General features: G+C 66.6%; 20 protein-coding genes. 8 read left to right on the top strand and 12 right to left on the bottom strand.

The window, feature by feature from the left end:
- Window positions 1–162: 162 nt before the first annotated feature.
- The 6 genes from ASF04_RS21360 to ASF04_RS21335 form a co-directional block, all read right to left on the bottom strand.
- Window positions 163–1,335: a PAS domain-containing sensor histidine kinase gene (locus ASF04_RS21360; protein WP_056146467.1), complete on the bottom strand. Its 1,173-nt coding sequence runs from the start codon at window positions 1,333–1,335 to the stop codon at window positions 163–165.
- The gene (locus tag ASF04_RS21355; RefSeq protein WP_056146465.1) at window positions 1,332–2,144 is read right to left on the bottom strand and encodes an alpha/beta fold hydrolase; all 813 of its coding nucleotides are present in this window, start codon (window positions 2,142–2,144) and stop codon (window positions 1,332–1,334) included. The genes ASF04_RS21360 and ASF04_RS21355 overlap by 4 nt, the downstream gene beginning before the upstream one ends.
- Window positions 2,145–2,325: 181 nt before the next feature.
- Window positions 2,326–2,958, bottom strand: a complete 633-nt coding sequence (locus tag ASF04_RS21350; protein WP_056146464.1) for a superoxide dismutase — start codon at window positions 2,956–2,958, stop codon at window positions 2,326–2,328.
- Window positions 2,959–3,070: 112 nt separating this feature from the next.
- The gene (locus ASF04_RS28345) at window positions 3,071–3,640 is read right to left on the bottom strand and encodes an ATP-binding protein (protein ID WP_373922150.1); all 570 of its coding nucleotides are present in this window, start codon (window positions 3,638–3,640) and stop codon (window positions 3,071–3,073) included.
- Window positions 3,641–3,658: 18 nt separating this feature from the next.
- On the bottom strand, window positions 3,659–4,510 hold the full coding sequence (locus tag ASF04_RS28340; protein WP_229205152.1) for a GAF domain-containing protein: 852 nt from the start codon (window positions 4,508–4,510) through the stop codon (window positions 3,659–3,661).
- Window positions 4,479–4,784, bottom strand: coding sequence for a PAS domain-containing protein (locus ASF04_RS21335; RefSeq protein ID WP_156368728.1), 306 nt, complete (start codon window positions 4,782–4,784; stop codon window positions 4,479–4,481). The genes ASF04_RS28340 and ASF04_RS21335 overlap by 32 nt, the downstream gene beginning before the upstream one ends.
- Window positions 4,785–4,919: 135 nt before the next feature.
- On the opposite strand from ASF04_RS21335, the gene ASF04_RS21330 reads away from it, so the two are divergent.
- The 3 genes from ASF04_RS21330 (at window position 4,920) to ASF04_RS27010 (ending at window position 7,739) form a co-directional block, all read left to right on the top strand.
- Window positions 4,920–6,920: an ATP-binding protein gene (locus tag ASF04_RS21330; RefSeq protein ID WP_056146457.1), complete on the top strand. Its 2,001-nt coding sequence runs from the start codon at window positions 4,920–4,922 to the stop codon at window positions 6,918–6,920.
- Window positions 6,921–7,014: 94 nt separating this feature from the next.
- The gene (locus tag ASF04_RS21325; protein ID WP_056146455.1) at window positions 7,015–7,443 is read left to right on the top strand and encodes a hypothetical protein; all 429 of its coding nucleotides are present in this window, start codon (window positions 7,015–7,017) and stop codon (window positions 7,441–7,443) included.
- A 23-nt stretch (window positions 7,444–7,466) separates the two neighbouring features.
- The gene (locus ASF04_RS27010) at window positions 7,467–7,739 is read left to right on the top strand and encodes a type II toxin-antitoxin system RelE/ParE family toxin (protein ID WP_082488919.1); all 273 of its coding nucleotides are present in this window, start codon (window positions 7,467–7,469) and stop codon (window positions 7,737–7,739) included.
- A gap of 45 nt (window positions 7,740–7,784) precedes the next feature.
- Here ASF04_RS27010 and ASF04_RS21315 read toward each other — a convergent pair whose 3' ends face one another.
- The gene (locus tag ASF04_RS21315) at window positions 7,785–9,314 is read right to left on the bottom strand and encodes a tetratricopeptide repeat protein (RefSeq protein ID WP_056146450.1); all 1,530 of its coding nucleotides are present in this window, start codon (window positions 9,312–9,314) and stop codon (window positions 7,785–7,787) included.
- 194 nt (window positions 9,315–9,508) lie between these two features.
- Between ASF04_RS21315 and ASF04_RS21310 the strand changes: the two genes are divergently transcribed.
- Window positions 9,509–11,314: a sensor domain-containing phosphodiesterase gene (locus ASF04_RS21310; RefSeq protein WP_056146448.1), complete on the top strand. Its 1,806-nt coding sequence runs from the start codon at window positions 9,509–9,511 to the stop codon at window positions 11,312–11,314.
- On the opposite strand, the gene ASF04_RS21305 is transcribed toward ASF04_RS21310, so the two are convergent.
- On the bottom strand, window positions 11,290–12,486 hold the full coding sequence (locus ASF04_RS21305) for an MFS transporter (RefSeq protein ID WP_056146446.1): 1,197 nt from the start codon (window positions 12,484–12,486) through the stop codon (window positions 11,290–11,292). The genes ASF04_RS21310 and ASF04_RS21305 overlap by 25 nt on opposite strands.
- Before the next feature lie 139 nt (window positions 12,487–12,625).
- On the opposite strand from ASF04_RS21305, the gene ASF04_RS21300 reads away from it, so the two are divergent.
- Entirely contained in the window at window positions 12,626–12,901 is a 276-nt protein-coding gene (locus ASF04_RS21300) for a hypothetical protein (RefSeq protein WP_056146444.1), read from the top strand.
- Between the two features lie 95 nt (window positions 12,902–12,996).
- Here ASF04_RS21300 and ASF04_RS21295 read toward each other — a convergent pair whose 3' ends face one another.
- From ASF04_RS21295 to ASF04_RS21285, 3 genes are read right to left on the bottom strand one after another with little or no spacing between them, the layout of a single operon-like run.
- Window positions 12,997–14,409 (bottom strand): amidase, encoded by a 1,413-nt coding sequence (locus ASF04_RS21295; RefSeq protein ID WP_056146441.1) that lies wholly within the window; start codon window positions 14,407–14,409, stop codon window positions 12,997–12,999.
- Window positions 14,406–15,803, bottom strand: coding sequence for a cell wall metabolism sensor histidine kinase WalK (locus ASF04_RS21290; RefSeq protein WP_056146438.1), 1,398 nt, complete (start codon window positions 15,801–15,803; stop codon window positions 14,406–14,408). Before ASF04_RS21290 ends, ASF04_RS21295 begins: the two co-directional genes overlap by 4 nt.
- Entirely contained in the window at window positions 15,796–16,476 is a 681-nt protein-coding gene (locus tag ASF04_RS21285; RefSeq protein ID WP_056146435.1) for a response regulator transcription factor, read from the bottom strand. Before ASF04_RS21285 ends, ASF04_RS21290 begins: the two co-directional genes overlap by 8 nt.
- Window positions 16,477–16,598: 122 nt before the next feature.
- Between ASF04_RS21285 and ASF04_RS21280 the strand changes: the two genes are divergently transcribed.
- The 3 genes from ASF04_RS21280 to ASF04_RS21270 are packed head-to-tail and all read left to right on the top strand — an operon-like array spanning window position 16,599 to window position 22,319.
- On the top strand, window positions 16,599–17,780 hold the full coding sequence (locus ASF04_RS21280; RefSeq protein ID WP_056146433.1) for an efflux RND transporter periplasmic adaptor subunit: 1,182 nt from the start codon (window positions 16,599–16,601) through the stop codon (window positions 17,778–17,780).
- On the top strand, window positions 17,773–20,847 hold the full coding sequence (locus ASF04_RS21275; RefSeq protein ID WP_056146430.1) for an efflux RND transporter permease subunit: 3,075 nt from the start codon (window positions 17,773–17,775) through the stop codon (window positions 20,845–20,847). Before ASF04_RS21280 ends, ASF04_RS21275 begins: the two co-directional genes overlap by 8 nt.
- Entirely contained in the window at window positions 20,844–22,319 is a 1,476-nt protein-coding gene (locus tag ASF04_RS21270) for an efflux transporter outer membrane subunit (protein ID WP_056146427.1), read from the top strand. Before ASF04_RS21275 ends, ASF04_RS21270 begins: the two co-directional genes overlap by 4 nt.
- On the opposite strand, the gene ASF04_RS21265 is transcribed toward ASF04_RS21270, so the two are convergent.
- A complete protein-coding gene (locus tag ASF04_RS21265; RefSeq protein ID WP_056146425.1) occupies window positions 22,300–23,580 on the bottom strand; it encodes an MFS transporter in 1,281 nt (426 codons plus the stop codon). The genes ASF04_RS21270 and ASF04_RS21265 overlap by 20 nt on opposite strands.
- Window positions 23,581–23,623 lie beyond the last annotated feature (43 nt).

Raw genomic sequence — 23,623 nt, 5'->3', positions numbered from 1 at the left:
CCGCGCGCCGATGAGACCGGGGCGGCATGGATTGGGATATTTGCTGGAAACGCTAAAGGCGGCGGGGATGGGGCCGCAAAAAGGTACCGCAATTGCGGCGGTGCCTCATTCTAGCTTATTTCCGAGCGGAAAGTGTTGGCGCTGTGGTGGTCCAGCCACGCCTCAACTGGTGCGGTTGTCCAGCAGCGGCAGCCAGACCGTGAAACGGCTGCCGGCACCGGCGCCGTCGCTATGGGCGGAGACGTCGCCGCCGTGCAGCTCCACCAGCCCCTTGACCAGCGACAGGCCGATGCCCAGTCCGCCCTGGGCCAGGTCGAGGCCGGGCGCCAGCTGTAGAAATTTGTCGAAAACCAGCGCCAGTTGTTCCGGTGCGATGCCGATGCCGGTATCGCTGACCTCGATCCAGAGCCGGTCGTCGCGGGTGCCAGCCCGCAGCGCGATGGCGGCGCCGGCAGGGCTGTATTTTCTGGCATTGTTGAGCAGGTTGGCGAGGATTTGCGTCAGGCGTGCAGGGTCCACCATTGCCCGCAGCGGCTGCGCCGGCAGGTCCACCGTCAGGTGCTGCCCGGCCGTCAGCATGGCCGGCAGCGCCTCGTCGGCCGCGTGGCGCAGGGTAGGGATAATGTCGGTAGCCACCATTGCCAGCGACACCTTGCCCTGGCCGATCTGCGAGACGTTGAGCAAGTCGTCCACCAGGCGCGTGATCTGCGCAATCTGCCGGCCCAGGATCTCGGTGGGGCGATCGCTGCCGTTCGCTGCGTGTGCCCGCAGCCGCAGTATCTCGATGACGTTGTGCATGGCCGCAAGCGGGTTGCGCAGTTCATGTGCCAGCGTGGCCAGGAACTCGTCCTTGTGGCGATGCTGCAGCGACAGCGCTGCGTTGGCAGCGCTGAGCTGGGCCTGTGCCATGGCCAGCTCGGCGGTGGCGGCTTCGGCGCGTTCGCGCTGGGCGCGCAATTCGCGCTCGTACAGTTTGCGGTCGGTGGCCACCAGCAGCGCGATCTCGTCGTGGATCACGCCGTCATGCTGGCGCCGGATGGCGCTGAGCATCATTGGCAGGCGGCGCCGCTGCTTGTCGAACAGGTCCAGCTGCACTTCCGAGACCGAGCCCTGGATTTGCAGCAGCGGCGTCCAGTGGGTATGCAGGAATACCCGCGCGCCCATCGGCATCAGCTCGGAGAACCGTTTATTCCCAACCAGTTCGGCCTGCTCATAACCGAGCCAGCGGCATACAGTGAGGTTGGCGCGCACGATGACGCCATCGACACCGACGACCAGCAGGCCGCATGGGGTATCGTCCCACCTGTCTGTCGCCGCCGGCGCCGCAGCGATCATGCCGTGGGCGGTGGCGGTGAAAGAAATGCCTGCATGGCGGCGATGCTGGCATCGGGCGCGCTCAGGTGCGGGCAGTGGCCGTGATTGGCAATTATCACCAGCGTGCTGTCGGGCATGGCATGGTGCATGAATTCGCCTACTGCCACCGGTGCGATCAGGTCATCGCTGCATTGCAGGATCAGTGCCGGGGTGCGCGACCGGGCAAAGTCGGCACGGTGATCGGACAGGAACGTCACGCGGGCGAAATGCTTGGCAATCGCGGGATCGGTGCGGCAGAAACTGTTGGCCAGTTCCTCGCCCAGTTGCGGCTGGTCGGGCGCGCCCATGATGGCGGGCGCCATGGTGCTGGACCAGCCGAGATAGTTTGCTTCCATGGTGTCGAGCAGGTCGGCGATGTCTTCTTCGGAAAAACCACCGCGGTACGGGTCATCGTCGATATAGCGCGGCGACGGACCGACCATGATCTGCGACGCGAATTTTTCCGGCGCCAGGTTCGACGCCAGCACGCCGATGGTGGCGCTGACGGAGTGACCCACGAAAATCACCGGGCCGGTGGCAAACGCGTCGATCAGTTCGAGCAGGTCGTCGGCATAGCCTTGCAGCGAGCCATATTTTTGCCGGTCGTAGGCAGCCAGATCGGAGCTGCCGCTGCCCACCAGGTCGAACAGCACGACGCGATAGCGGCTGGCGAATTCGGGGACCAGGTGCCGCCACATGCTCTGGTCGCAGCCAAAGCCATGGGCCATGATCATGGTGGGCAGGCCATCGCCTCCATGAATCTTGACATTGTTTCGTGCGCTTAAATTCATCGAAGGATCAGGCGGTTGCGAAAAGCAGCGCCTGCTGGACTGTTAAAATTATGTCCATTATATAGTGTGATGCAAGTGACGGTCGCGCGCGCATGCCTGCCAGGCGATAATAAAGGGTGGCTAGGAGCGAACACGGCGGTTCCTCGTTGGCTTGCCCTCAAAAGTTACATGCAACCGTTGATCAGGAAGTAACAGCTTGCTCGTAACGGCGCGCTACTTCTTCCCAATTGATAATGTTGAAGAAGGCCGAGATGTAGTCGGGACGACGGTTCTGGTAGTTCAGGTAGTACGCGTGTTCCCATACGTCGAGGCCGAGGATGGGCGTACCGCCCGACAAACCGACCAATTCACCCATCAACGGGCTGTCCTGGTTGGCGCTGTTTTCCACCAGCAATTTACCGTCCTTGCCCACCGTGAGCCAGGCCCAGCCGCTACCGAAGCGGGTTTGCGCCGCCTTGATGAATTGTTCCTTGAACCGCTCGAAACCGCCCAGGTCGTTATTGATGGCGTCTGCCAGTTTGCCGGTCGGCTCGCCGCCGCCCTTGGGACTGAGCACGGTCCAGAACAGCGCATGGTTGGCATGGCCGCCACCGTGGTTGCGCACGGCGGTTTGCGCCGCTGAGGGCAGGGCGCCGATGTCCTTGATCAGTTCTTCGACCGCCACTGGCTCGATGCCGGCGTCGTTCACTGCGTTATTGAGGCTGGTGACATAGGTCTGGTGGTGCTTGGTGTGGTGGATTTCCATCGTGCGCGCATCGAAATGCGGTTCGAGGGCGTCGTACGCGTACGGCAAAGGCGGTAATTCATAAGCCATCGTGATTCTCCGTTCAGGTCGATTAGTGAGACCGGTGCGCGGTTGCGGCACCGGATACGGGACAATGTTTGCATTCCCATATCGACAATACCAGAATCGGCGCGCGCTTGTTTCAACCAGCCGTGTCGGCCCCCGGCAACGCTGACAACACCGGCAAGGTGATCACGAAGCGGCTGCCCAGGCCGGCGCCGTCGCTGAACGCGCGCACGCTGCCGTCGTGCAGGGCGGCGATGCGCTGCACCAGCGCCAGGCCCAGTCCCAGGCCGCCCTGCTGGCGGTCGGGCGTGCGCTTGGCCTGGATGAACAGGTCGAACACGTGCGGCAGCAGCGCCGGCTCGATGCCGGTGCCGGTGTCGGTGACTTCGATACGCGCCTGGCCGTCCGTCACCGCCAGCGCCAGGGTGATGGCGCCGCCGGGCGGCGTGTACCTGGCGGCGTTGTTGAGCAGGTTGACCACCACCTGCACCAGCCGCAGCCGGTCGCCCAGCACCAGCGTGGCGCCGGGCGCCAGGTCGAGCACCAGCCGGTGCAGGCGGGCGTCGATCGTCGGCTGCGCCTGTTCCACGGCGTGGTGCAGCACGTCGCGCAGGTCGAGCGGCAGCGCGCGGCCCAGCACCCAGCGGTAGGCGCCGCTGTGGTGGCGCAGCCGGTACTCGATTTCATAGGTGTCGCCGGTGCGCAGGCAGTGCTGCCACAGTTCTCACGCCCGCGCGCGGTCGTCCGGGGGGAACATCTCGCTCCAGCGGTGGCCGTCGGTGGCGTTACGCGGGGCGCCGGTAAAACCGTGCCACTGTTCGTTGTGGTAGTCGTTGTAGCCGTCGGGCAGGTTGGACCACACCATCTGCGGCATGGCCTCGGTGATGAGGCGAAAGCGCGCCTCGCTCTCGCGCAGCGCGGCAGTCACGCGCAGGCGCTCGCTGGCCGTGCGGATACGGGCTGCCACCTCCTTGATCAGCAGCAGTTCCTCCACCGACCAGTCGCGCACGGCCGCGTTGTTGACGAACAGCACGGCGACCAGGGCCCCATGTTCGACCACCGGCACATTGACAAAAGCGCCGGCGCTGCGCTCGCGCAAGGCCGCTGCCGCCTGCGCGGTGCGGCTATCTTGATCGACGTCGCCGATCACGATCAGCTTGCCCAGTTTGAGGTCGTCGATGAAGTGGCCGTAGTGGCGCAATTCGGTTTGCCCCGCCAGTGTTTCGACGCCGTCCGCACACCAGTCGCGCACCACGTGCAGGGTGTCGCGCACCGTGTCGATGGTGCCGAAGCCCACCCGGCTGGTGCCCAGTGCATCGCCGAGAATGGCGGCGGCCTGGTAGCCGATGTCCTCGGGCGTTTTCAGGTCGCGCAACACGTCGGTCAGGTTGGAGAGCACCTCGCGCATGCCGCGCCCGCGCGTGAGGAAGGCCGCGGTCATTTCCTCCACCGACTGGATGATGCAGCGCACTTTGCCGTCGGCGGCCAGCACCGGCGTGTTGACCGACCGCCAGTAGCGCGGCAGGAAGTTGGTGCCGCCAGCTTCAGGCGCCACGTCGTAGCGCATCGCGGCCATCTTGTCGCGCCGGCCGGTGGCCAGCACCCGCTGCAGCGACGCGCAGATTGGCCACGCCGTCGGCGTGCGGATCGTCCGGGTTGTCGGGAAACGCGTCTAAAATATTCAGGCCGACGATGCTGGCGCGGTCGCGGCATGCAACAGCCAGGTAGGCGGCGTTGGCAGCCAGGATGGTCAACTGGAGCGACAGCACCAGGCAGGGAGCGGGCGCGGCGTCGAACAGGGTGTCGAAGCCGATGTCGTCGAGGGGAGAGGCGGGCAATGTCGGGGGCATGGGCTGGCGGTTATGTGCAAAGAGCGGTGCTGCGGATATTTTACGCTGCCGTCGGCATCGCCTCGTAGCATTTGCGCCATATCGCCGCCAGGTCGCGTGGTAAGATCGCCCCGGTTATTCATGTGGAGCTTGGCGATGACATCCAATACCGTGCACGCGTTGCCCGGCTTTCTCGACGGCGGCGGCGAAATGGGCGTGCTCACGCGCGACCATGACTGGAGCCGTCATCCGCTGGGACCGCCGGCCGGCTGGCCGTCGCTGCTCAAGTCCACCCTGCGCCTGATCCTCACCAGCAACCACCCGATGTTCATCTGGTGGGGCGACGACCTTTACCAGTTCTACAACGACGCCTATCGGCGCACCCTGGGTGCCGAGCGCCATCCGGCGGCGCTGGGCCAGCGTGGCATCGATTGCTGGGAAGAGGCATGGCACATCATCGGTCCGGAAATCGACCACGTGATGGCCGGCCAGGGCGCCACCTGGCACGAAAACGCCCTCATTCCGCTGACTCGCAATGGCAAGCGCGAAGAAGTCTATTGGACCTACGGTTACAGCCCGATCCAGGATGAGGAGCGCGTGCGTGGCGTGCTGGTGGTGTGCTCCGATGTCACCGAGGACATGCGCACCAGGCAGATACTCAAACAATCGTACGTGACGGTGATCGAATCGATGGAGGAAGGCCTGGCCGTGATCCGCATCATCCTCGACGAAACCGGCCGGCCCTGCGATTACCGCTTCCTCGAAGTGAACCCGTCGTTTGAACGGCAGACCGGCCTGGTGGACGTGGTCGGCAAGACCGCGCGCCACCTGGTGCCCGACCTCGAGGAGCGCTGGTTTCAGATCTACGGCAACGTGGCTCTCACAGGCGAACCGGTACGCTTCCTGGAGGGCTCGGAGCCGATGAACCGCTGGTTCGAGGTGTACGCCACGCCGGTGGGCTCGAAGGAAGACCTGATGGTCGCCCTGATGTTCCGCGACGTTACCGACCGCACCCGCAGCGAGCAGGCGCTGCGCACCGCCGACCGCCGCAAGGACGAATTCCTGGCCATGCTGGCGCACGAGCTGCGCAACCCGCTGGCGCCCATTTCGGCCGCCGCCGAACTGCTGCAAATGCCGGGCGCCGATGCGGCGCGCGTGCAGAACGCCAGCGCCGTGATCGCGCGCCAGGTGCGCCACATCACGGGCCTGATCGACGACCTGCTCGATGTGTCGCGCGTCACGCGGGGCATGATCCCCTTGAATGCCAGCGCCACCGACGTGCGGCGCGTGGTGGCCGACGCCATCGAGCAGGTGCGCCCGCTGATCGACAGTCACGGCCACCGCCTCACCGTCAGCACCCCGCCGGCACCGGCACTGGTGATGGGCGACGCCAAGCGCCTGGTGCAGGTGCTGGCCAACCTGCTGAGCAACTCGGTCAAGTACACACCAGGCGGCGGCGACATCATGCTGCGGCTCGACACCGGCGGCGGTCAGGTCAGGCTGGCCGTGATCGACAACGGCATCGGCATGACGGCCGACGTGCTGGACCACGCGTTCGACCTGTTCGTGCAGGCCGAGCGCGAAACCGACCGCTCGCAAGGCGGCCTCGGGATCGGCCTGGCGCTGGTGAAAAGCCTGGTGGAACTGCATGGCGGCACGGTGGCCGCGCAGAGCCCTGGACTGGGGCAGGGCAGCCGCTTCACCATCACGCTGCCGCAAATCGTCGAAGAACCGGCGCCCGTTGCGGTAGCCGGCGACGTTGCCGCCTCGCCCGCGCCGGTATTACCCAGCAGTGCCGCGCTGCGCGCCATGGTGGTGGACGACAACGAGGACGCTGCCGACATGCTGGCCATGTTCCTCGAAATCCACGGCCACCAGGTGCTGACCGAAGACGACCCGGCGCGCGTGGTGGAACGCGCGCTGGCATTCAAGCCGCACGTATGCCTGCTCGACATCGGCCTGCCCGGCATGGACGGCTACGAACTGGCCCGCCGCCTGCGCGCCACGCCGGGCCTGGACGGCGTGGTACTGATCGCGGTCACCGGCTACGGCGACGAGCGAGCCAAACAACAAGCCACTATCGCCGGCTTCGACCACCACTTCGTCAAGCCGATCGACCCGGCCAGCCTGGTGGCGCTGGTGGCAACGCTGGCGTGATGCGGCGGGGCGATGCAGCGGAATCTTCCTTGCAATCTTCTATAATTTGCGGATAATTTACCAGTTCAAATTATCGCAATGACATGGGAAAGGCATGACTACCGAAACCATCGATCACGCTACCTTGGTCAAACTGGCCGAGGCTGGTGTTGTGCGCAGCGCTCATGTTTCCGGGCAGGGTGGGGGATGGGGCGTGATGGTGAAGTACGGTACCACGGAGCGGGCGTTGACAGCTCAGCGTAGTCAACAAGTACGCATCTTCCGCAAGCTCGAAACCTTGGTTGAATACTTAAAAGGGGTCGGCATACCCCGCTTTGATGTCGATGCCGTGAATTACGCCCCACACAGCGTCACAGCTACAAAGCGCCCGGACAGGGCCGGCGCGATGAAGGATGCCCATGCAGCGGCTGCCTACACCAAGTGGCTCAATTCCGAAGTGCAAGAGGCGATTGACGATACCAGTCCGACCATTCCGCATGACGAAGCGATGCACGCGGTGCAGGCCGCGATCAAGCGCAACTAAGGTGCGAGGATGCATGCCATCCACTGGAAAAAGCAGGCAATCAACGTCTGATCAAAATCGGTCTGCATATCGCCGGGGACAGCCCGGTCAGCGCCGCGAAAATGATCGATCTCATCGAGGCTAAGGTGAAACCGCTGGCTAGTCATCCGCAACTCGGCAGGACCGGCCGCAAGCATGGTACCTACGAGCTGGTGGCACACGAAAGCTATGTCGTGATTTATCGCGTGCTTGCCAACAAAGTCGAAATACTGCGCGTTAAGCATACGGCGCAACAATGGCCGTCCGGTGTCGCCTGACGCGGTCGCCGAGGGGAGGGCGGCCGCCTCCCCGCCGAAACATGCTTACCTGGTCCTGGTACCGCCGGCCGGTTTGAGGATGGCGTCGGCCCTGGCCAGTTCCGCTTGCGACAGCTGTGGCTTCACGTCGGCCAGCGCTGCGTCGGCTTCCGGGTAGCGCGCCTGCTTGGCCAGGCTGAACCAGACGTAGGCCATCGACAGGTCCCTGGCGCCGCCTTCGCCGTTGCGGGTCATGATGGCCAGGTTGTACATGGCGTCGGGTTGCGCCTGCATGGCGGCGGCGTTGAACAGCTTGCGCGCGGTTTCCAGGTTTTGCCCCACCACTTCGCCCTTGTAGAAATAGGTGCCCAGTGCGTTTTGCGCCGCCGGCACGCCCTTGATGGCGGCTTCCCTGTAATAGACCAGCGCGCGCTTGGGATCGGGCGCCACGCTTTCGCCGAAGTCGTACATGCGGGCTGCCGCCAGTTGCGCGCCCGGGTGGCCTTCCTTGGCGCCGGCGGTGAAGTAAGCGCCCGCCATTTTCAGGTCCTTGGGTACTTCGTTACCGTCGTAATAGGCTTTGCCGAGCTGGAACAGCGCCGGTGCATAGCCCGCTTCGCCGGCTTCCTTCAGGTACTTGATGCCCTTGTTGACATCCTTCTGGCCGGCAAAGCCGGACAGGTAGGCGCTGCCCAGCATGGCAGTGGCCGGTGTGTAGCCGGAGTCGGCCGCTACTTCATAGAATTCGAGGGACTTGCGTGGATCGCGCTGTATGCCGGAACCCACCATGTACACCTTGGCCAGCGTCATGGCCGCTTCGGCGCGCGTGTTCATCAGTTGCGGATGTTTCGGGTCGAAGTGCATGCGGTCGCCCGGTCCGAAGCGCTGGTTGACGGACTTGTCGAGCCAGTAGAGGGCCTGCTTGTTGTCGACGGCGGTGCCTTTGCCTTCGAGGTACATGCGGCCCAGCATCAGCGCCGAGAAATCGTTGCCCAGCTTGCTGTAGTTTTGCTTGAACTGCGCCATCGCTTCCACGTAGTCGCCCTTGTCGTAGGCGTCCAGGGCCAGGTTCAGCGTCTTGTCCTTGCGCGCGATGCTGTTGCGGCCGGCGGCGAAACGGCGGTCGGTATTGGAGCACTGCACCGACGGCGTCATGGCGTCCGGGGCCTGCGTCGTGCCGGTGCCGAAGTCGGAGCCGGACGGCTTCTCGGCGAAGTCATAGCCCATGGTGTTTTTGCCGGAAGCATCGCCCATCGGCGCCACGTCGCGGATGGTATTGATGTCGTTGGAGATGCCATGGAAGCTCATGATGTAGTCGATGACGAGGTCGTCATCCTTGGCGTCGTAGCCGGACATGAAGGCGCACGACGACGCGAACTTGCGGCCCAGCACGCGGCTGTCGGCGGCAATGAACTCGGTCGGATCCTGCAATTTGCGCTTGCCGGTCACGACGACTTCCGGCCGGGTGGCGGTCTCTCCGGCAGACTGCGCCGCCTGCTGGGCGCCTGCGGGTGAACACAGTAGTGCGGATTGCAGGGCTAACAGCAGACCCAGTAACTTGAAAGGACTGCCCATCACCCGCATGGCTGGCAACATGATATCTCCAGAGTATTTGTTATCGGAAAGCTAAATATAACGCTTTCCCGTGGCTTTGGCTGCATGATCTCAGGAAACAATCAGCAGCCTGACCATGTCCCGGCGCTGCATGTTGCAAAAAATGTCTTTATATTGTTAAGAAGAAATTTAGCCGGCGCTGGGTTACAATGAGCGATTGTCCGAATTTCCATACCATGACATTTTCTCCTCCCGTATTGCGCAGCGAAAACGAGCGTCTTGCCGCCTTGCGCGAGTTGTGCCTGCTCGACACGCCGACCGACCCGGCGTTCGACGAGATGACTTTGCTTGCCACGCATGTTTTCGGCACCTCGATGGCGCTCATTTCGCTGGTGGACGATGGGCGGCAATGGTTCAAGTCGCGCATCGGCATGGCTGTACGCGAAACGCCGCGCTCGCAGGCATTTTGCGCCTATGCGCTCCATAGCGTCGAGCCGCTGATCGTGCTCGACACGCTGCTCGATCCGCGTTTTGTCGACAATCCGCTGGTGACCGGATCGCCCGGACTGCGGTTTTATGCCGGCGCGCCCTTGATTACAAAGGAAGGCCTGTGCCTGGGAACGTTCTGCGTGCTGGACGCCGCGCCGCGCACTGCGTTCGATGCGCGGCAGGTGACCCAGTTGCGCCACTTCGCGCGGCTGGCCATGATGCGCATCGAAACCCTGCGCAGCATCGGCTATGCCGATACGCTTACCCAGTTGCCCAATCGCACCCGCTTCCTCGAAGACGTGGGGTTGTGGATCAACGATGCGCCGGATGATGGCCGCCACCTGTTCGCGGTGGCCGTGGACGTTTGCGGCCCTGCTTATTTTCAGCAGATGCAGTCGGCATTCGGCGCCGATCACGGCGACGGCTTCCTGCAAGTCGCAGCGCGGCGGCTGGCGCACGCACTCGGTCCGGCGCCCGTGTACCGGATCGACACCACGGTAATGGCTTGCGTGCTGGCCGCCGAGCACGAGGCGGCGCTCGAGGAGCAGTTGCGCGCGCTGCAAGCGCAGCTTTCCCAGCCGTGCGAGTACCAGGGCATACCGCATGCACCGGCCGTCACGCTGGGTGCCGTAGCGCTGGCCATGCCCGACGCCACGCCGATGGTCGATACCGCGCGCGTGTTGGGTGCCGCGCTGGCCCACGCGCGCACCGCGCACCGGCCCTGGGCGATCTACCATCCGCAACTGGACGCCGCGCAGCAACGCGCGTTCCGCATCCTCGCGGCCATCCCCGGCGCGCTGGCTGCAGAGGGCCAGTTGCAGCTGCATTACCAGCCGCGCATCGACCTGGCCGATGGCGTGTGCACCGGCGTCGAGGCACTGCTGCGCTGGGACCATCCCGAGCTTGGGGCCATCAGTCCCGCCGAGTTCATTCCGCTGGCCGAAAAGACTGCGCTTATCGGCGACATCACGGCATGGGTGGTGCGTGCGGCGCTGGCACAGGCAGAAATCTGGCACGGCGCCGGCTTGCGCCTGACCGTGTCACTCAACGTCTCGGCCCTGGACCTGGCCACCGCCGCCTTTGCCGATCTGCTCGACCGCCTGCTGGGGCAAATCCGCGTCGATCCGGCGCTGATCGAGATCGAATTCACCGAAAGCGCCGTGGCCGACGATCCGGTATCCGTCGGCGTACAGCTGCGCCGCCTGCGTGCGCTGGGGCTGCAGATCGCCATCGACGATTTCGGTACCGGCCACAGCAACTTCAGCTACCTTAAGCAGATACCTGCCACCACCCTCAAGCTCGATCAATCGTTCGTCCGCACGCTGCCCTCCGACATGCACGACGTGACCATCCTGTGCGCCATGATACGGCTGGGTCACGAGTTCGGCCATCGCGTGGTGGCCGAGGGGATCGAGACGGCGCAAGCATACGAGCTCCTGGCCAGCTGGGGATGCGACGAGGGGCAGGGCTACTGGATTGCCCGCCCCATGCCCGCCCCACAGCTGACCGACTGGCTGGCGCCCGCCGCTCAGCGCTTGCGCGCCAGCTCGTAGTCGTACCGCAGCGCGGCGGCGCTGGCCAGTGCCAGGACTGTGCCGGCCACGCATACGCCGTTCCAGCCGCCCAGGCGCCAGGCCAGCGACCCCAGTGCCGAACCGGTTGCCGCGCCGGCGAAATAACCGGTCATGTACACCGCGTTGATGCGCGACCGGGCGCCGGGGTCTAGCTGGTAAATCACGCCCTGGTTGCTGATGTGGATGCCCGCCAGGGCGATGTCGATCAACAGGGTGCCCAGCAAGATCCAAGGCAGGCTGGCCAGCCCCAGGCGCAGCGCGCCCCAGCTCACCAGCAACAGCAGCAGGCAGCCGGCCGAAGTAGCCGTTCCCCAGCCCCTGTCGTTCAGGCGCCCGGCCACGCTGGCCATCATGGCGCCGGCCACGCCCAGCAGGCCGACCAGGCCGATCTGGCTGTCACCAAGCGCGAAGACTGGACCCGAGAGCAGCAGCGTGGTGGACGACAGCAGCACGCTCACCGAGGCAAAGGTCAGCGCCCCGAGCAAGGTCCGGCTGCGCAGGCGCGGATGGTGCGCGGCCAGCGCCACGAGCGAACGCAGTACCTGTCCGTAGCGCAGCGCGACCGGATTGCGCGAAGCGGGCAGCGCGTGCCACAGCGCCAGCGCCAGCAGCACCATCAGGCAGCCCGCCGCCCGGTACACGGTGTGCCAGCCCCCAAGGTCCGACAGCAGCCCGGCCGCGCTGCGCGCCAGCAGGATGCCGCTGAGCAGGCCGCTCATCACGAGACCCACGGCGCGGCCGCTGCGCTGCGGTTCGGACAGCGTGGCCGCCATCGGCACCAGGGTTTGCGCGGCCACCGAGAACAGCCCGGTCATGACGGTGCCCGCCACCAGCATGGCGAAACTGCCGGCATAGCCGCTGATGAACAGGCCGGCGGCAGCCAGCAGCATCAGGCCGCTGGCCAGGCTGCGCCGTTCCAGCATGTCGCCGAGCGGCACGAACAGCAGCAGGCCCAGCGCGTACGCCAGCTGCGACACGGTGACCGTGAGCGCGGCGGTGGCGTCGCTCACGTCCAGCGCCATGGCAATCGAATGCAGCAGCGGCTGGTTGAAGTAATTACTGCCGGCGCACAGGCCGGTGGCGACCGCCATCAGCAGCAGCACGGGAGTGGTGAGGGTGGCAGCAGGGGTAATGGTCTGGGTGGAATGCATGCGGACATCTCGATGAAAGCGATGAACGCACTATAAAACCTCAACTTATGTTGAGGTCAAGCAGGAGGTGACATTTAACTAATTCCTGCCGCAGTCGCCTGTTACCGGTACCGATCATTCTTCCGCACCGGAGAACGCCATGTTGTCCTCACCGTTATCCCGCGCCGCCCGGGCCGAGCCCCTCACGCCGGGCGGCGATACCGCCAGCCGCCTGCAGGCGCAGTCGCTGGAGGCGATGGCCAAGCTCAAACAGAAGCAGGCCGACCAGGCGCGCGAACGCGCCGCCGTAATCCGAGCGCTGCGCACGTCGTCGGCGCAGGCGGCCAAGGCGGCCGCGCGCGAACGGATCGAGATGATCAAGAAGCGTATCGAGGAACTGCTCAGGACAGCCAGCGCGACGCAGACGAACGCCTGATCGACAAGGTCCAGAAAGCGCTGCGCTTCGCCCAGTCCATGGCCGAAGCCGACGTCAAAAAAGAGAAAGCTGCGGCGGCACGTTGACCCCGCAGTTCAGTTGAGGGCGGCTTCGACGGTGCCGGCGGCGTCGAACAGGCGCGCTTCGGCGCCCGGCGCGCACAGCAGCGAGACGCTGGGCACCAGGCCGGTGGCCGCATCGCGGTACTTCCAGGCCGGCACTGCGATGGCCGGCAAGTCCAGGTAGTTGCCCATGGTGTGGGCGGTAAACAGGCCGTTGACGCCGGGTTTCAGCGATTGCCGGTTCATCTTGCCGTGGGGCGGCGCCAGCAATCCCAGCGTGGGCAGGACCATCACGCCGTCAACGCCCAGCATGGCGTGGTAGCGGGCGCGCGCGCTGGCGTATTCTTCGGCGATGCGCGCCACCGTGGACTGGCGGCGCGGCTTCATCAGCGGCGCGATCAGCATCCACGTCAACAGGCCGTCGTCGATGGTGGGACGGCGCAGCAGTTGCGCTGCCAGTTCGCGCCACGGCGAGAACGGCGCCGCGCCCGGCGCAGACAACAGCCGGATCCAGGTATCGTAAAAATCGTCGAGGATGACTTTCGGGATTTGCAGAAACAGGTGGCGCACCTGCGAAAAATCCTGCGCTTGCTCGCGGTAGCCACTGCTCACCAGGGCGCTTCTCGCTGCCGCCAGCGCCTGGCCGATGCAGGCATCCTGTATCGTCATCGGGAAGCCGCCCGGCACCACCAGCCGGCCACCGGACTCGCCGCCTGCATTGCTGCCCGCCCCAAGCGGCCGCCGGGCGATCACGTCGTACACCAGCCGGGCGTCGCGCACGCTGCGCGTGAGCGGCCCCAGGCCCAGCCAGGTGCGGGTGGTGCCGGTCACCGTGGGCCAGGTGCCGGTGCCATCGACCGCCGCCGAATGCGGCTTGAAGCCCACCACGCCGCAGAACGCGGCCGGTATCCGGATCGAACCGAGGATGTCCGACCCCACGCCGAATACCGAACTGCCGGATCCCACCAGCGCGCCTTCGCCGCCGCTTGAGCCGCCCGCCACCCGGTCCGGCGCCAGCGGGTTATTCGTGCGGCCGTAGCGGGGATTGGTCGATTCGGCCGTCATCGCCAGTTCCGGCACATTGCTGCGGGCGATCACCACCGCGCCGGCAGCCTTCAAGCGGCGCACGATCTCGGCGTCCTGCGCATGGTGTTCGGGCGCCATCCGTTGCGAGCCTGCTGTCACCTGCTGGCCGGCCAGGCCGAAGGTCTCCTTCACGCTGCACGGCAGGCCGAACAGCGGCAGCGACCGGTCGCCTTCGCGATCGAGCCGGCGCGCTTCGGCCAGCGCCGCGTCGTGGAAAATGCTGGTGGCGGCGTTCAGGCGCGGCTGCTCCTGCGCCAGCGTGTGCAGGTGCTGGCCCACCAGTTGTTCGGCGGTGAGGGCGCCCGCGCGCAGTTGTTCGAGCAGGGTGACGGCGTCGGGTGATCGGTGCGATGGGGTCATGGTGTCTCTTGTAGTTGTACGGTAAACAGCGCGCCGCCGCCGGGGCGGTTGGCGGCCGTGATGGTGCCGCCGCCGGCGCGCATGATCGATTGCGACAGCGCCAGCCCCAGGCCCACGCCGGCCACTTCGCTGGCGCGCGCGCCGGTGCCGCGGAAAAAGCGGTCGAACACGTACGGCAGTTCGGCGGCGGCAATGCCCGGGCCCTGGTCGGCCACCGTCAGCAGCACGGCGCCTTCTTTCCGTTCCAGTCCGATCTCGATGCGCCCGCCCGGCGGCGAAAATTTCAGCGCGTTTTCCAGCAGGTTGCGCAGCACCAGTCCCAGCGCCACCTGGTCCACCTGCATGTCGTTGGCCACGGCGCCCGCGTACGACAGGGCTATGCCTTGCTCGCGCGCCGGCGCTTCCATGCGGGCGATGGTGTCGCACACCAATGAAGTCAGCGCCACCCGCTGGCCGGGGCCGCGTTCCTGGCCGGCGTCGATCCGCGCCAGCATCAGCAGTTCCTCCACCAGCGTGGTCAGGCGCTCGACTTCTTCCAGGCACGAGCGCAGCGCGGCCACGTAATCGCCGCTCTCGCGCGGGCGGCGCAGCGTGATTTCGATTTCCGCGCGCAGGCGCGAGAGCGGCGAGCGCAGTTCGTGCGAGGCGTCGGCGGTGAAGCGGCGCTGGGTTTCGAACGCGCCTTCGATCCGCTCCAGCATGGCATTGAGCGTGGTGACCAGGTGGCCGATTTCATCGTCGCCGCCCGGGTGCGGCAGGCGCCGGTCCAAGTGGTTGTCTTCGATGCGGCCGGCCTGTTCGACGATATTCTCGATCGCCACGAACAGCTTGCGCGACAGCCGCGCGCCGGCCCAGCCCAGCGCCGCCATCAGCGCCAGCGCCATCGCGGCAAACAGCAGCGCGGCCGAGCGCAGCGTGCTGTTGGCGTCGTCGAGCGAACCGGCCACCTGCACCGCGTACAGCTGGCCTTTGACGCGTGCGGGCACGGATACCATGCGCAGCGGCTCCTCGCTGGTGTCGGGCAGGGTCTCGAACACGGTGCGCCCGGCCGCCAGTTGCTCGAGCAGCTGCGACGATGCCGGCAAATCTTCGGTGCCCAGGTTGCTGCTGCGCGCCAGTATCCAGCCCTGGCTGTCGATGATCTGCACCAGCCGGTCGAGCCGCGTGAGCGAGGGCGGGGCGCTGCCTTGCGGCGCTTCGTGCACGCGGATGACGGCGGCGCCGCCATCGGTGAGCATCGCCGCCTCGGCTTCGGCCAGTGCCAGCAGCGCAGTGTCGAGCTGGCGGTTGACCGATTGCGACAGCACCCACCAGCCGGCGCCCGCCGTCACGCCCACGGCGGCCAGGATCGCCAGCAGGTGCACCGCGATCAGGCGCTGGCGCAGGCTAAGCATCGCCAGTGTCCGTCTGTGGGGCCAGCCGGAAGCCGCGCCCGCGCACGGTCTCGATCAGCGGCGCGGCGCCGGGCGTATCGACCTTGCGGCGCAGGTTCTTGATGTGGACGTCGATCAGGTTGTCGATGGCGATCAGATCCGCGTGCCATACCTGCTCGGCCAGTTGCAGCCGGGTGACGACGGCGCCGGCATGGCGCATCAGCAGGTCGAGCAGGGCATATTCCTTGGCCGTGAGAGCGAAGCTGGCGCCGGAGCGCGTGGCCGTGCGCGTGCGGGAGTCCAGCGCCAGGTCGGCCACTTTCAGCACGGCCGGCTGCGCACGGTCGAAGCGGCGCAGCAGCGCGCGCACCCGCGCCAGCAGTTCGTCGAACACGAACGGTTTGGTCAGGTAGTCGTCGGCGCCGGTATTGAGGCCGGTGATGCGGTCGGCCACGGCGTCGCGCGCGGTGAGCATCAGCACCGGCAGCTCGTGGCCGGCTTGCCGCCATTCCGCGCACAGGGTCACGCCGTCCTTCCCCGGCATCATCCAGTCGAGGATGGCCAGGTCGAAGCCGGCCGGCGTGGCCGCTTCGTGCGCGCCGTGCGCGACCTGCACCCGGAAGCCTTCTTCCTCCAGGCCACGCGCCAGCAGCCGCGCCGCTTTGTGATCGTCTTCTACCAACAGGATGTGCATGGGGGCCCTCGACTGGAACCCGAGTATAGCAGCGCGCGCGAGCAAAAATCCTGAAGAAGTATTCAGGATGCAGTGCAGCATAAATTCGTACCATGGCGGCCGTAGATTCAGGGAGAACCATCATGAAAAATACCAAACACACTGTCGCGGACCGCCGCTGGTCCCGTTTCATCCCCGGCCCGTTCCTGCTGGCCGGGCTGGTTGCCGTGGGCCTGATCGCCTGGGGCGCGCATGGCATGCACGCGATGCAGACCGCCAATGCCGCCGCGCCGGCACCCCCTGCGCCCGAACTGGTGCGCGAAGCCGACGCCATCGTCGTGCCGGCGGCCTCGCCGCTGCGCCGCACGCTGGTGGTGGCGCCAGTTCAGTCGCAAAACCTGGCCGCGCCGTTCGTGCTGCCGGCAACGGTGGAAGCCGATCCCGCGCGCCTGGTGAAAATCACCACGCCGATGGCGGGGCGCGTCGTACGCCTGGAGAAGCAACTGGGCGACGCGGTAAAAGCTGGCGACATCCTGTTCGTGATCGACGCCCCCGACCTGGCCCAGGCCGGCGCCGATGCCGCGCGCGCCCAGGCGGCACTGACGCTGGCAGCGAGCAGCCTGCAACGCCAGCAGGCGCTCGACCACGAGCAGCTGACGGCACGGCGCGACCTGGAACAGGCGCAGAGCGACTATGCGCAGGCGGCCAGCGAGGCTGCGCGTGCCGCCGCCAGGCTGCGTCAGAGCGGCGTTCCCCATGGCGGCGACGTGAAAGGCGGCACACTGGCCGTGCGCGCCCCGATCGCCGGCCGGGTGGTGGAACTGTCCGCCGCGCGCGGCATGTACTGGAACGACGCCACCGCGCCGTTGATGACGGTGGCCGACCTGTCTCACGTCTTCGTAGCCATCAATGCCCAGGAAAAGGACCTGGCCCAGGTGTATGTCGGCCAGGCGGCCGCTATCCGCCTCGACGCGTATCCCGAACCGTTGCAGGGCGCCGTGCGCTACGTGGGCGAGATGCTCGATCCCGATACCCGCACCGTCAAGCTGCGGGTGCCGTTCGAAAATCGCGACGGCTGGTTAAAACCCGGCATGTTCGCCACGGCGACCTTGAGTGCGCGCGCGCGCCCGGCCATCCTGGTGCCGTTGACGGCCGTGGTGCAGGGCGGTTTTGCCAGCCGCGTGTTTGTCGAAACGGCGCCGTGGCGCTTTGCGGCGCGCGAGGTGACGCTGGGCGCACAGGTGGGCGACAACATCGAAGTGCTGTCCGGGCTGGCTGCCGGCGCGCGCATCGTGGTCAAGGATGGAGTGCTGCTCAATGATTGATCGCATCGTCCACCTGTGTTTCAAAAAGCGTGGCATCGTCGCCCTGATTTTTCTCCTCGCCACCCTGTATGGCGCCTGGTGCTGGACCCAGCTGCCGCTCGAAGCCTATCCCGATATCGCCGACACCACGTCGCAAGTGGTCACCCAGGTCAACGGCCTGGCCGCCGAGGAGGTCGAGCAGCAGATCACGATACCGCTCGAGCGCGAAATCATGGGCACGCCCGGCATGCACGTGATGCGCTCGAAGTCCACCTTCGGCCTGTCCCTGATCACCGTGGTGTTCGAGGACGGCGCCGAAGATTACTGGTCGCGCCAGCGCCTGCAGGAACGCATTGCCGGCGTCACGCTGCCGTACGGCGCCCAGCCGTCGCTCGATCCGCTGACGTCGCCGATCGGCGAGATTTATCGCTACACGCTGGAGTCGAAGTCGCGCAGCCTGCGCGAACTGTCCGAATTGCAGCGCTGGACCGTGGTGCCGCGCCTGAAGCAGGCGTCCGGCGTGGTCGATGTGACCAACTTCGGTGGCGTGACCACCCAGTTCCTGATCGAGTTCGATCCGGCCAGATTGAGCAAGTACAGCCTGTCGCTGGCGCAGATCACCGCAGCGATATCGGCCAACAACGCCAACGCCGGCGGCAGCATCCTCACGCGCGGCGAGCAGGGCATGGTCGTGCGCGGCGTGGGCCTGATCCGCAGCCTCGACGACCTGGGCAATATCGTGGTGGCGCAAAAGGGCGGGGCGCCGGTGCTGGTCAAGGACCTGGGCACGGTCACGCTGGGCCAGCAGGAACGCCACGGCATCCTGGGCAAGGACCATGTGTCGGATACCGTCTCGGGCATCGTGCTGCTGTTGAAAAACCAGAATCCGTCGCGCGTGATCGCCGGCGTCCACGAAGCAGTGGCCGACCTGAACGACCACCTGCTGCCCAAGGATGTAAAAGTGGTGGCGTACATGGACCGCAGCGCGCTGGTGGAAGCGACCGTGCACACGGTCGGTAAGACCCTGATCGAAGGCGTGGTGCTGGTCACGCTGGTGCTGGTGCTGTTCCTGGGCAGTGTGCGCGCGGCGCTGATCGCGGCCGCCGCCATTCCCGTATCGCTGATGACGGCCTTCATCCTGATGCACCACTTCAAGGTACCGGCCAACCTGCTGTCGCTGGGCGCGATCGATTTTGGCATCATTGTCGATGGCGCCATCTTCGTGCTGGAGGCGATCCTGCGCCGGCGCGAAGAGCAGCCGGAAGGACTGCTGGACGAAGGCGAAGCGCTGGCCGCCACCAGCCAGGTAATGAAGCCCACGCTGTTCGGCATGCTGGTGATCATGGTGGCGTACCTGCCGCTGTTCGCGTTCCAGCGTATCGAGTACAAGCTGTTCTCGCCGATGGCGTTCGCGGTAGGATTTGCCTTGCTGGGCGCCTTGCTGATGACGATGATGGTGATCCCGGGCCTGGCCCACTGGGCCTTCCGCAAGCCCCGCAAGATTTTCCATAACCCGGTATTGGAATGGCTGATGCCGCGCTACGAAGCGCTGCTGCAACGGCTGGTCGGCAAATCCCGACTGGTGCTGGCGCTTGCCGGCGCCACGCTGGCGGCAGTGGTGCTGTTGGGCAGCGCCATCGGCCGCGACTTCCTGCCGGCGCTCGATGAAGGCTCGATCTGGCTGCAAGTGACGCTGCCGCCGGGGATTTCGCTGGACAAGGCCACCCGCATGGCCGACGCCCTGCGCGACGCCACCCTCAAGGAGCCGCAGGTGGCCCACGTGGTCACGCAACTGGGCCGCAACGACGAGGGCACCGATCCGTTTACGCCATCGCACATCGAGTGCGCGGTCACGCTCAAGCCTTACGACCAGTGGCCGTCAGGCATGGCCAAGCAGGACCTCGTCGATCGGCTGGCCTCGCGTTACCGCGACCTGCCCGGCACCGACGTCGGCTTCTCGCAGCCGATGATCGACGGCGTGCTCGACAAGCTGGCCGGCGCTCACAGCGACCTGGTGGTCAAGGTGTATGGCGACGACTTCCAGCAGACCCGCAAGCTGGCCGGCGCCGTGGAACAGCTGCTGCGCACCGTGCCCGGTGCGCAGGACGTGATCATCGACCAGGAGCCGCCGCTGCCGCAGGTGCGCATCGATGTGGACCGCGCCGCCGCTGCGCGCCTGGGCATCAACGTGGCCGACGTGATGGCGCTGATCCAGACCGGCATCGGCGGCAGCCCGGTGGCGCAGGTGTACGTGGGCGACCGCAGCTACGACGTGGTCGCGCGCTTCGCCGGTGCTGCCCGCAGCGATCCGCAGGCGATCGGCAACCTGGTGCTGACCAGCCCCAATGGCGCCCACGTGGCGTTGTCGCAGGTGGCCCATATCGGCATGGCGCAGGGCGAGACCACCATCACCCGCGAGATGAACCGCCGCCACCTGACCGTGCGCACCAACCTGCGCGGGCGCGACCTGTCTTCGTTCCTGGCCGAGGCGCAGGGCCGCATCGCGCGCGAGATCCCGTACGACCATGCGCGCTACCAGGTTACGTGGGGCGGGCAGTTCGAGAACCAGCAGCGCGCCCAGGCCCGCCTGGCGGTAATCGTGCCGGCGGTGCTGGCGCTGATGTTCGTGATGCTGTTCTCGGCGTTCGGCAACCTGCGCCAGCCGGGGTTGATCCTGCTGGTGGTGCCGCTCTCGCTGCTGGGCGGCCTGGTGGCGCTGCAATTGCGCGGCATGACCTTGAATGTGTCGTCGGCGGTGGGCTTTATCGCGCTGTTCGGCGTGGCGGTGCTCAACGCGGTGGTGATGTTGTCGAATCTTAACCGCTGGCGCTTGCTGCTGCCGGACGACCTGCGTGCAGCCGTCATCAAGGGCGCCAGCGAGCGGGTGCGCCCGGTGCTCACCACCGCCACCGTGGCCGCGCTGGGTCTGGTGCCGGCGGCGCTGGCCCATGGCCTGGGCAGCGACGTCCAGCGCCCGCTGGCCACCGTGGTGGTGGGCGGCCTGGTGACCGCCACCGCGCTGACGCTGGTGCTGCTGCCGGCCCTGTATTACCTGATCGAACAACGTATGAAAAAGGAAGCCGCATGAAAAAAGTGATTGCTGCCCAAATGGTCGCCATCGCGTTGGCCATGCTGATCGCCGGCTGCGCCGCCGGTCCCGATTTCGTCGCCCCCGCCGCACCCACGGTGCAGCGCTACACGGCGCAAATACTCGACGGCGAAGCCGCGCAGCCCGAGCATACCCAGAAACTGGCGGCAGGCCAGGAGGTGCCGGCGCACTGGTGGACCAGCTTCGGCTCGGAACCGCTCAATGCACTGGTGGCTGCGGCATTGGCCTCCAACCCGGACTTGCAGGCCGCGCAGGCAGCGTTGCAAGCCGCGCGCGAAAACGCCGCCGCCCAGCAAGGACTGTGGTGGCCGGACGCCACGCTGCACGTATCGCCCACGCGTCAGCGCATTGCCGATACGCTGTCGAGCCCCACGGCTGCTGGCGCCAACCTGTATTCGCTGCACACGGCGCAACTGAACGTGGGGTACTCGCCCGACGTGTTCGGCGGCGTGCGGCGGCAGGTGGAGGCGGCCCGCGCCCAGGTGGACGTGGCGCGCTACCAGGGCGATGCCGCGCGCCTGACGCTGGCGGCCAACGTGGTACTGGCCGCCATCAACGAGGCGGCGTTGCGCGCCCAGCTCGACGTCACGCGCGAGCTGGCGGACCTGGCCCGGCGCCAGCTCAACGCCACACGCGCCATGCAGCGCGCCGGCCAGGTCGGCAGCGCCGACGTGGCGGCGCAGGAGGCGGCGCTGGCGCAGGCGGAAGCCGGCGTGCCGCCGCTGGAAAAACAGGCGGCCCAGCAGCGCAACCTGCTGGCGGTGCTGGGCGGGCGCATGCCGGCCGACGGCGCCGGCGCCGCTGCGCTGGACTTCGACAGCCTGGCCCTGGCCGACACGCTGCCGGTGAGCGTGCCGGCGCGGCTGGTGGAACACCGGCCCGACATCCGCGCCGCCGAAGCGCAACTGCATGCGGCCAGCGCCCAGGTGGGCGTGGCCAGGGCCGCGCGCCTGCCCAATATCGCCTTGACCGCCACGCTGGGCAGTTCGGCGCTCGATGCCGGTACGCTGTTCAAGTCGGGGGCAGGGTTCTGGAGCATCGGCGCGGACCTGGTGCAGCCGCTGTTCAAGGGCGGCGCCTTGCGGCACCAGCAGCGTGCGGCGGAGGCGGCGTACACCCAGGCGTCGTTCCAGTATCGCAGCGTGGTGCTCACCGCTTTCCAGAACGTGGCCGATGCGCTGCACGCGGTAGATGCCGATGCGCGTGCGCTGCGCAGTGCGGACGCCGCCGAACAGGCCGCGCGCCGCAGTCTCGGCATCGCCCAGCGCCAGTGGCAACTGGGTGCGCTGGCCTACCCGGCGGTGCTGCTGGCGCAGCAGTCGTGGCAGCAGGCCAGCGTGGCGTTGATTGCCGCCCGCGCCGCGCGGTATGCGGACACGGTGGCGCTGTTCCAGGCGCTGGGCGGCGGCTGGACCGATGATCTCCAGGTCGCTAGCGCTGGCCGTCCCTGACGAACAGCGCGGTGGCGATGCCCACCGCGCACAGCGTGATCACGTACCAGGCTGGCGCCAGCGGCTGCACCTTGAGCATCAGCGTGACCATCACCGGGGTGAGGCCGCCGAACAAGGCGTAGGCCAGGTTGTACGAGAACGACAGGCCGGAGAAGCGCACCGGCGCGGGGAACGCGCGCACCATCACGCTCGGCACCACGCCCACCACGCCGACCGCAAAGCCCAGCAGTGCATACAGCGGCAGCAGCAGGTCGGGGCGCACCTTCACCGTGGTATAAAACGCGTAGGTGCAGGCGGCCAGCAGCAGCGCGCCGCCGATTAGCATGCGGCGCGCGCCCAGGCGGTCGGCCAGCACGCCGGCCACCACGCAACCCACGGCCAGGCACAGGGTGGCGGCGGTGTTGGCCATGAGCGCGGTGCGGGCATCGAAGCCATACCCCTTCTGCAGCAGGGTAGGCGTCATCAGGATCACGACCACGATGGCGGCCGACAGCATCCAGGTGAGCAGCATCGACAGCACCACCGCGCCGCGATGCTCGCGCAGCACGGCCTTGAGCGGCAGTTCGGCGGCCAGCGCCTTGCGCTGTTTCAGTTCGGTGAAGACGGGTGTCTCGTGCAGCCAGCGGCGCAGGTACATCGCGCCCAGGCCGAACACGCCGCCCAGCAGGAAGGGCAGGCGCCAGCCGTAATCGAGCACCTGCTGCGGGGTGAACACGCTGTTGATGCCGGTGGCCATCAATGAGCCGAGCAGGATGCCCATGGTGAGGCCTGCCGTGAGCGTGCCGCACGCGTAGCCGATATGGCGCGCCGGCACGTGCTCGGACACGAATACCCAGGCGCCCGGCACTTCGCCGCCCACCGCCGCGCCTTGCGCCACGCGCAGCAGCAGCAATAGCAGCGGGGCGGCCAGGCCGATGCTGGCGTAGGTGGGCAGGAGGCCGATCAGCAGCGTGGGCACGGCCATCAGCAGGATCGACAGGTTGAACATTTTCTTGCGGCCCAGCAGGTCGCCGAAATGGGCCATCACCATGCCGCCGATGGGGCGCACCACGTAGCCGGCGGCGAAAATGCCGAAGGTCTGGAACAGCCGCATCCAGTCCGGCATATCGGGCGGGAAGAACAGGGCGCCGATAGTGGTGGCGAAAAACACGAAGATGATGAAGTCGTAGAATTCCAGCGCGCCGCCGAGGGCGGCCAGCGACAGCGTCTTGTAGTCCTGGCGGCCCAGCGGGCGCGCGCTTGCCTGAGAGATGTCCGGCATCGAAAAGTGTCTCGCTATTGTTGGTTGAACAGTAGCTCCATTC

The organism is Duganella sp. Leaf61, assembly GCF_001421905.1.
Lineage (GTDB): Bacteria > Pseudomonadota > Gammaproteobacteria > Burkholderiales > Burkholderiaceae_D > Rugamonas > Rugamonas zoogloeoides.
This window is presented reverse-complemented; position numbering and strand designations above follow the sequence as displayed.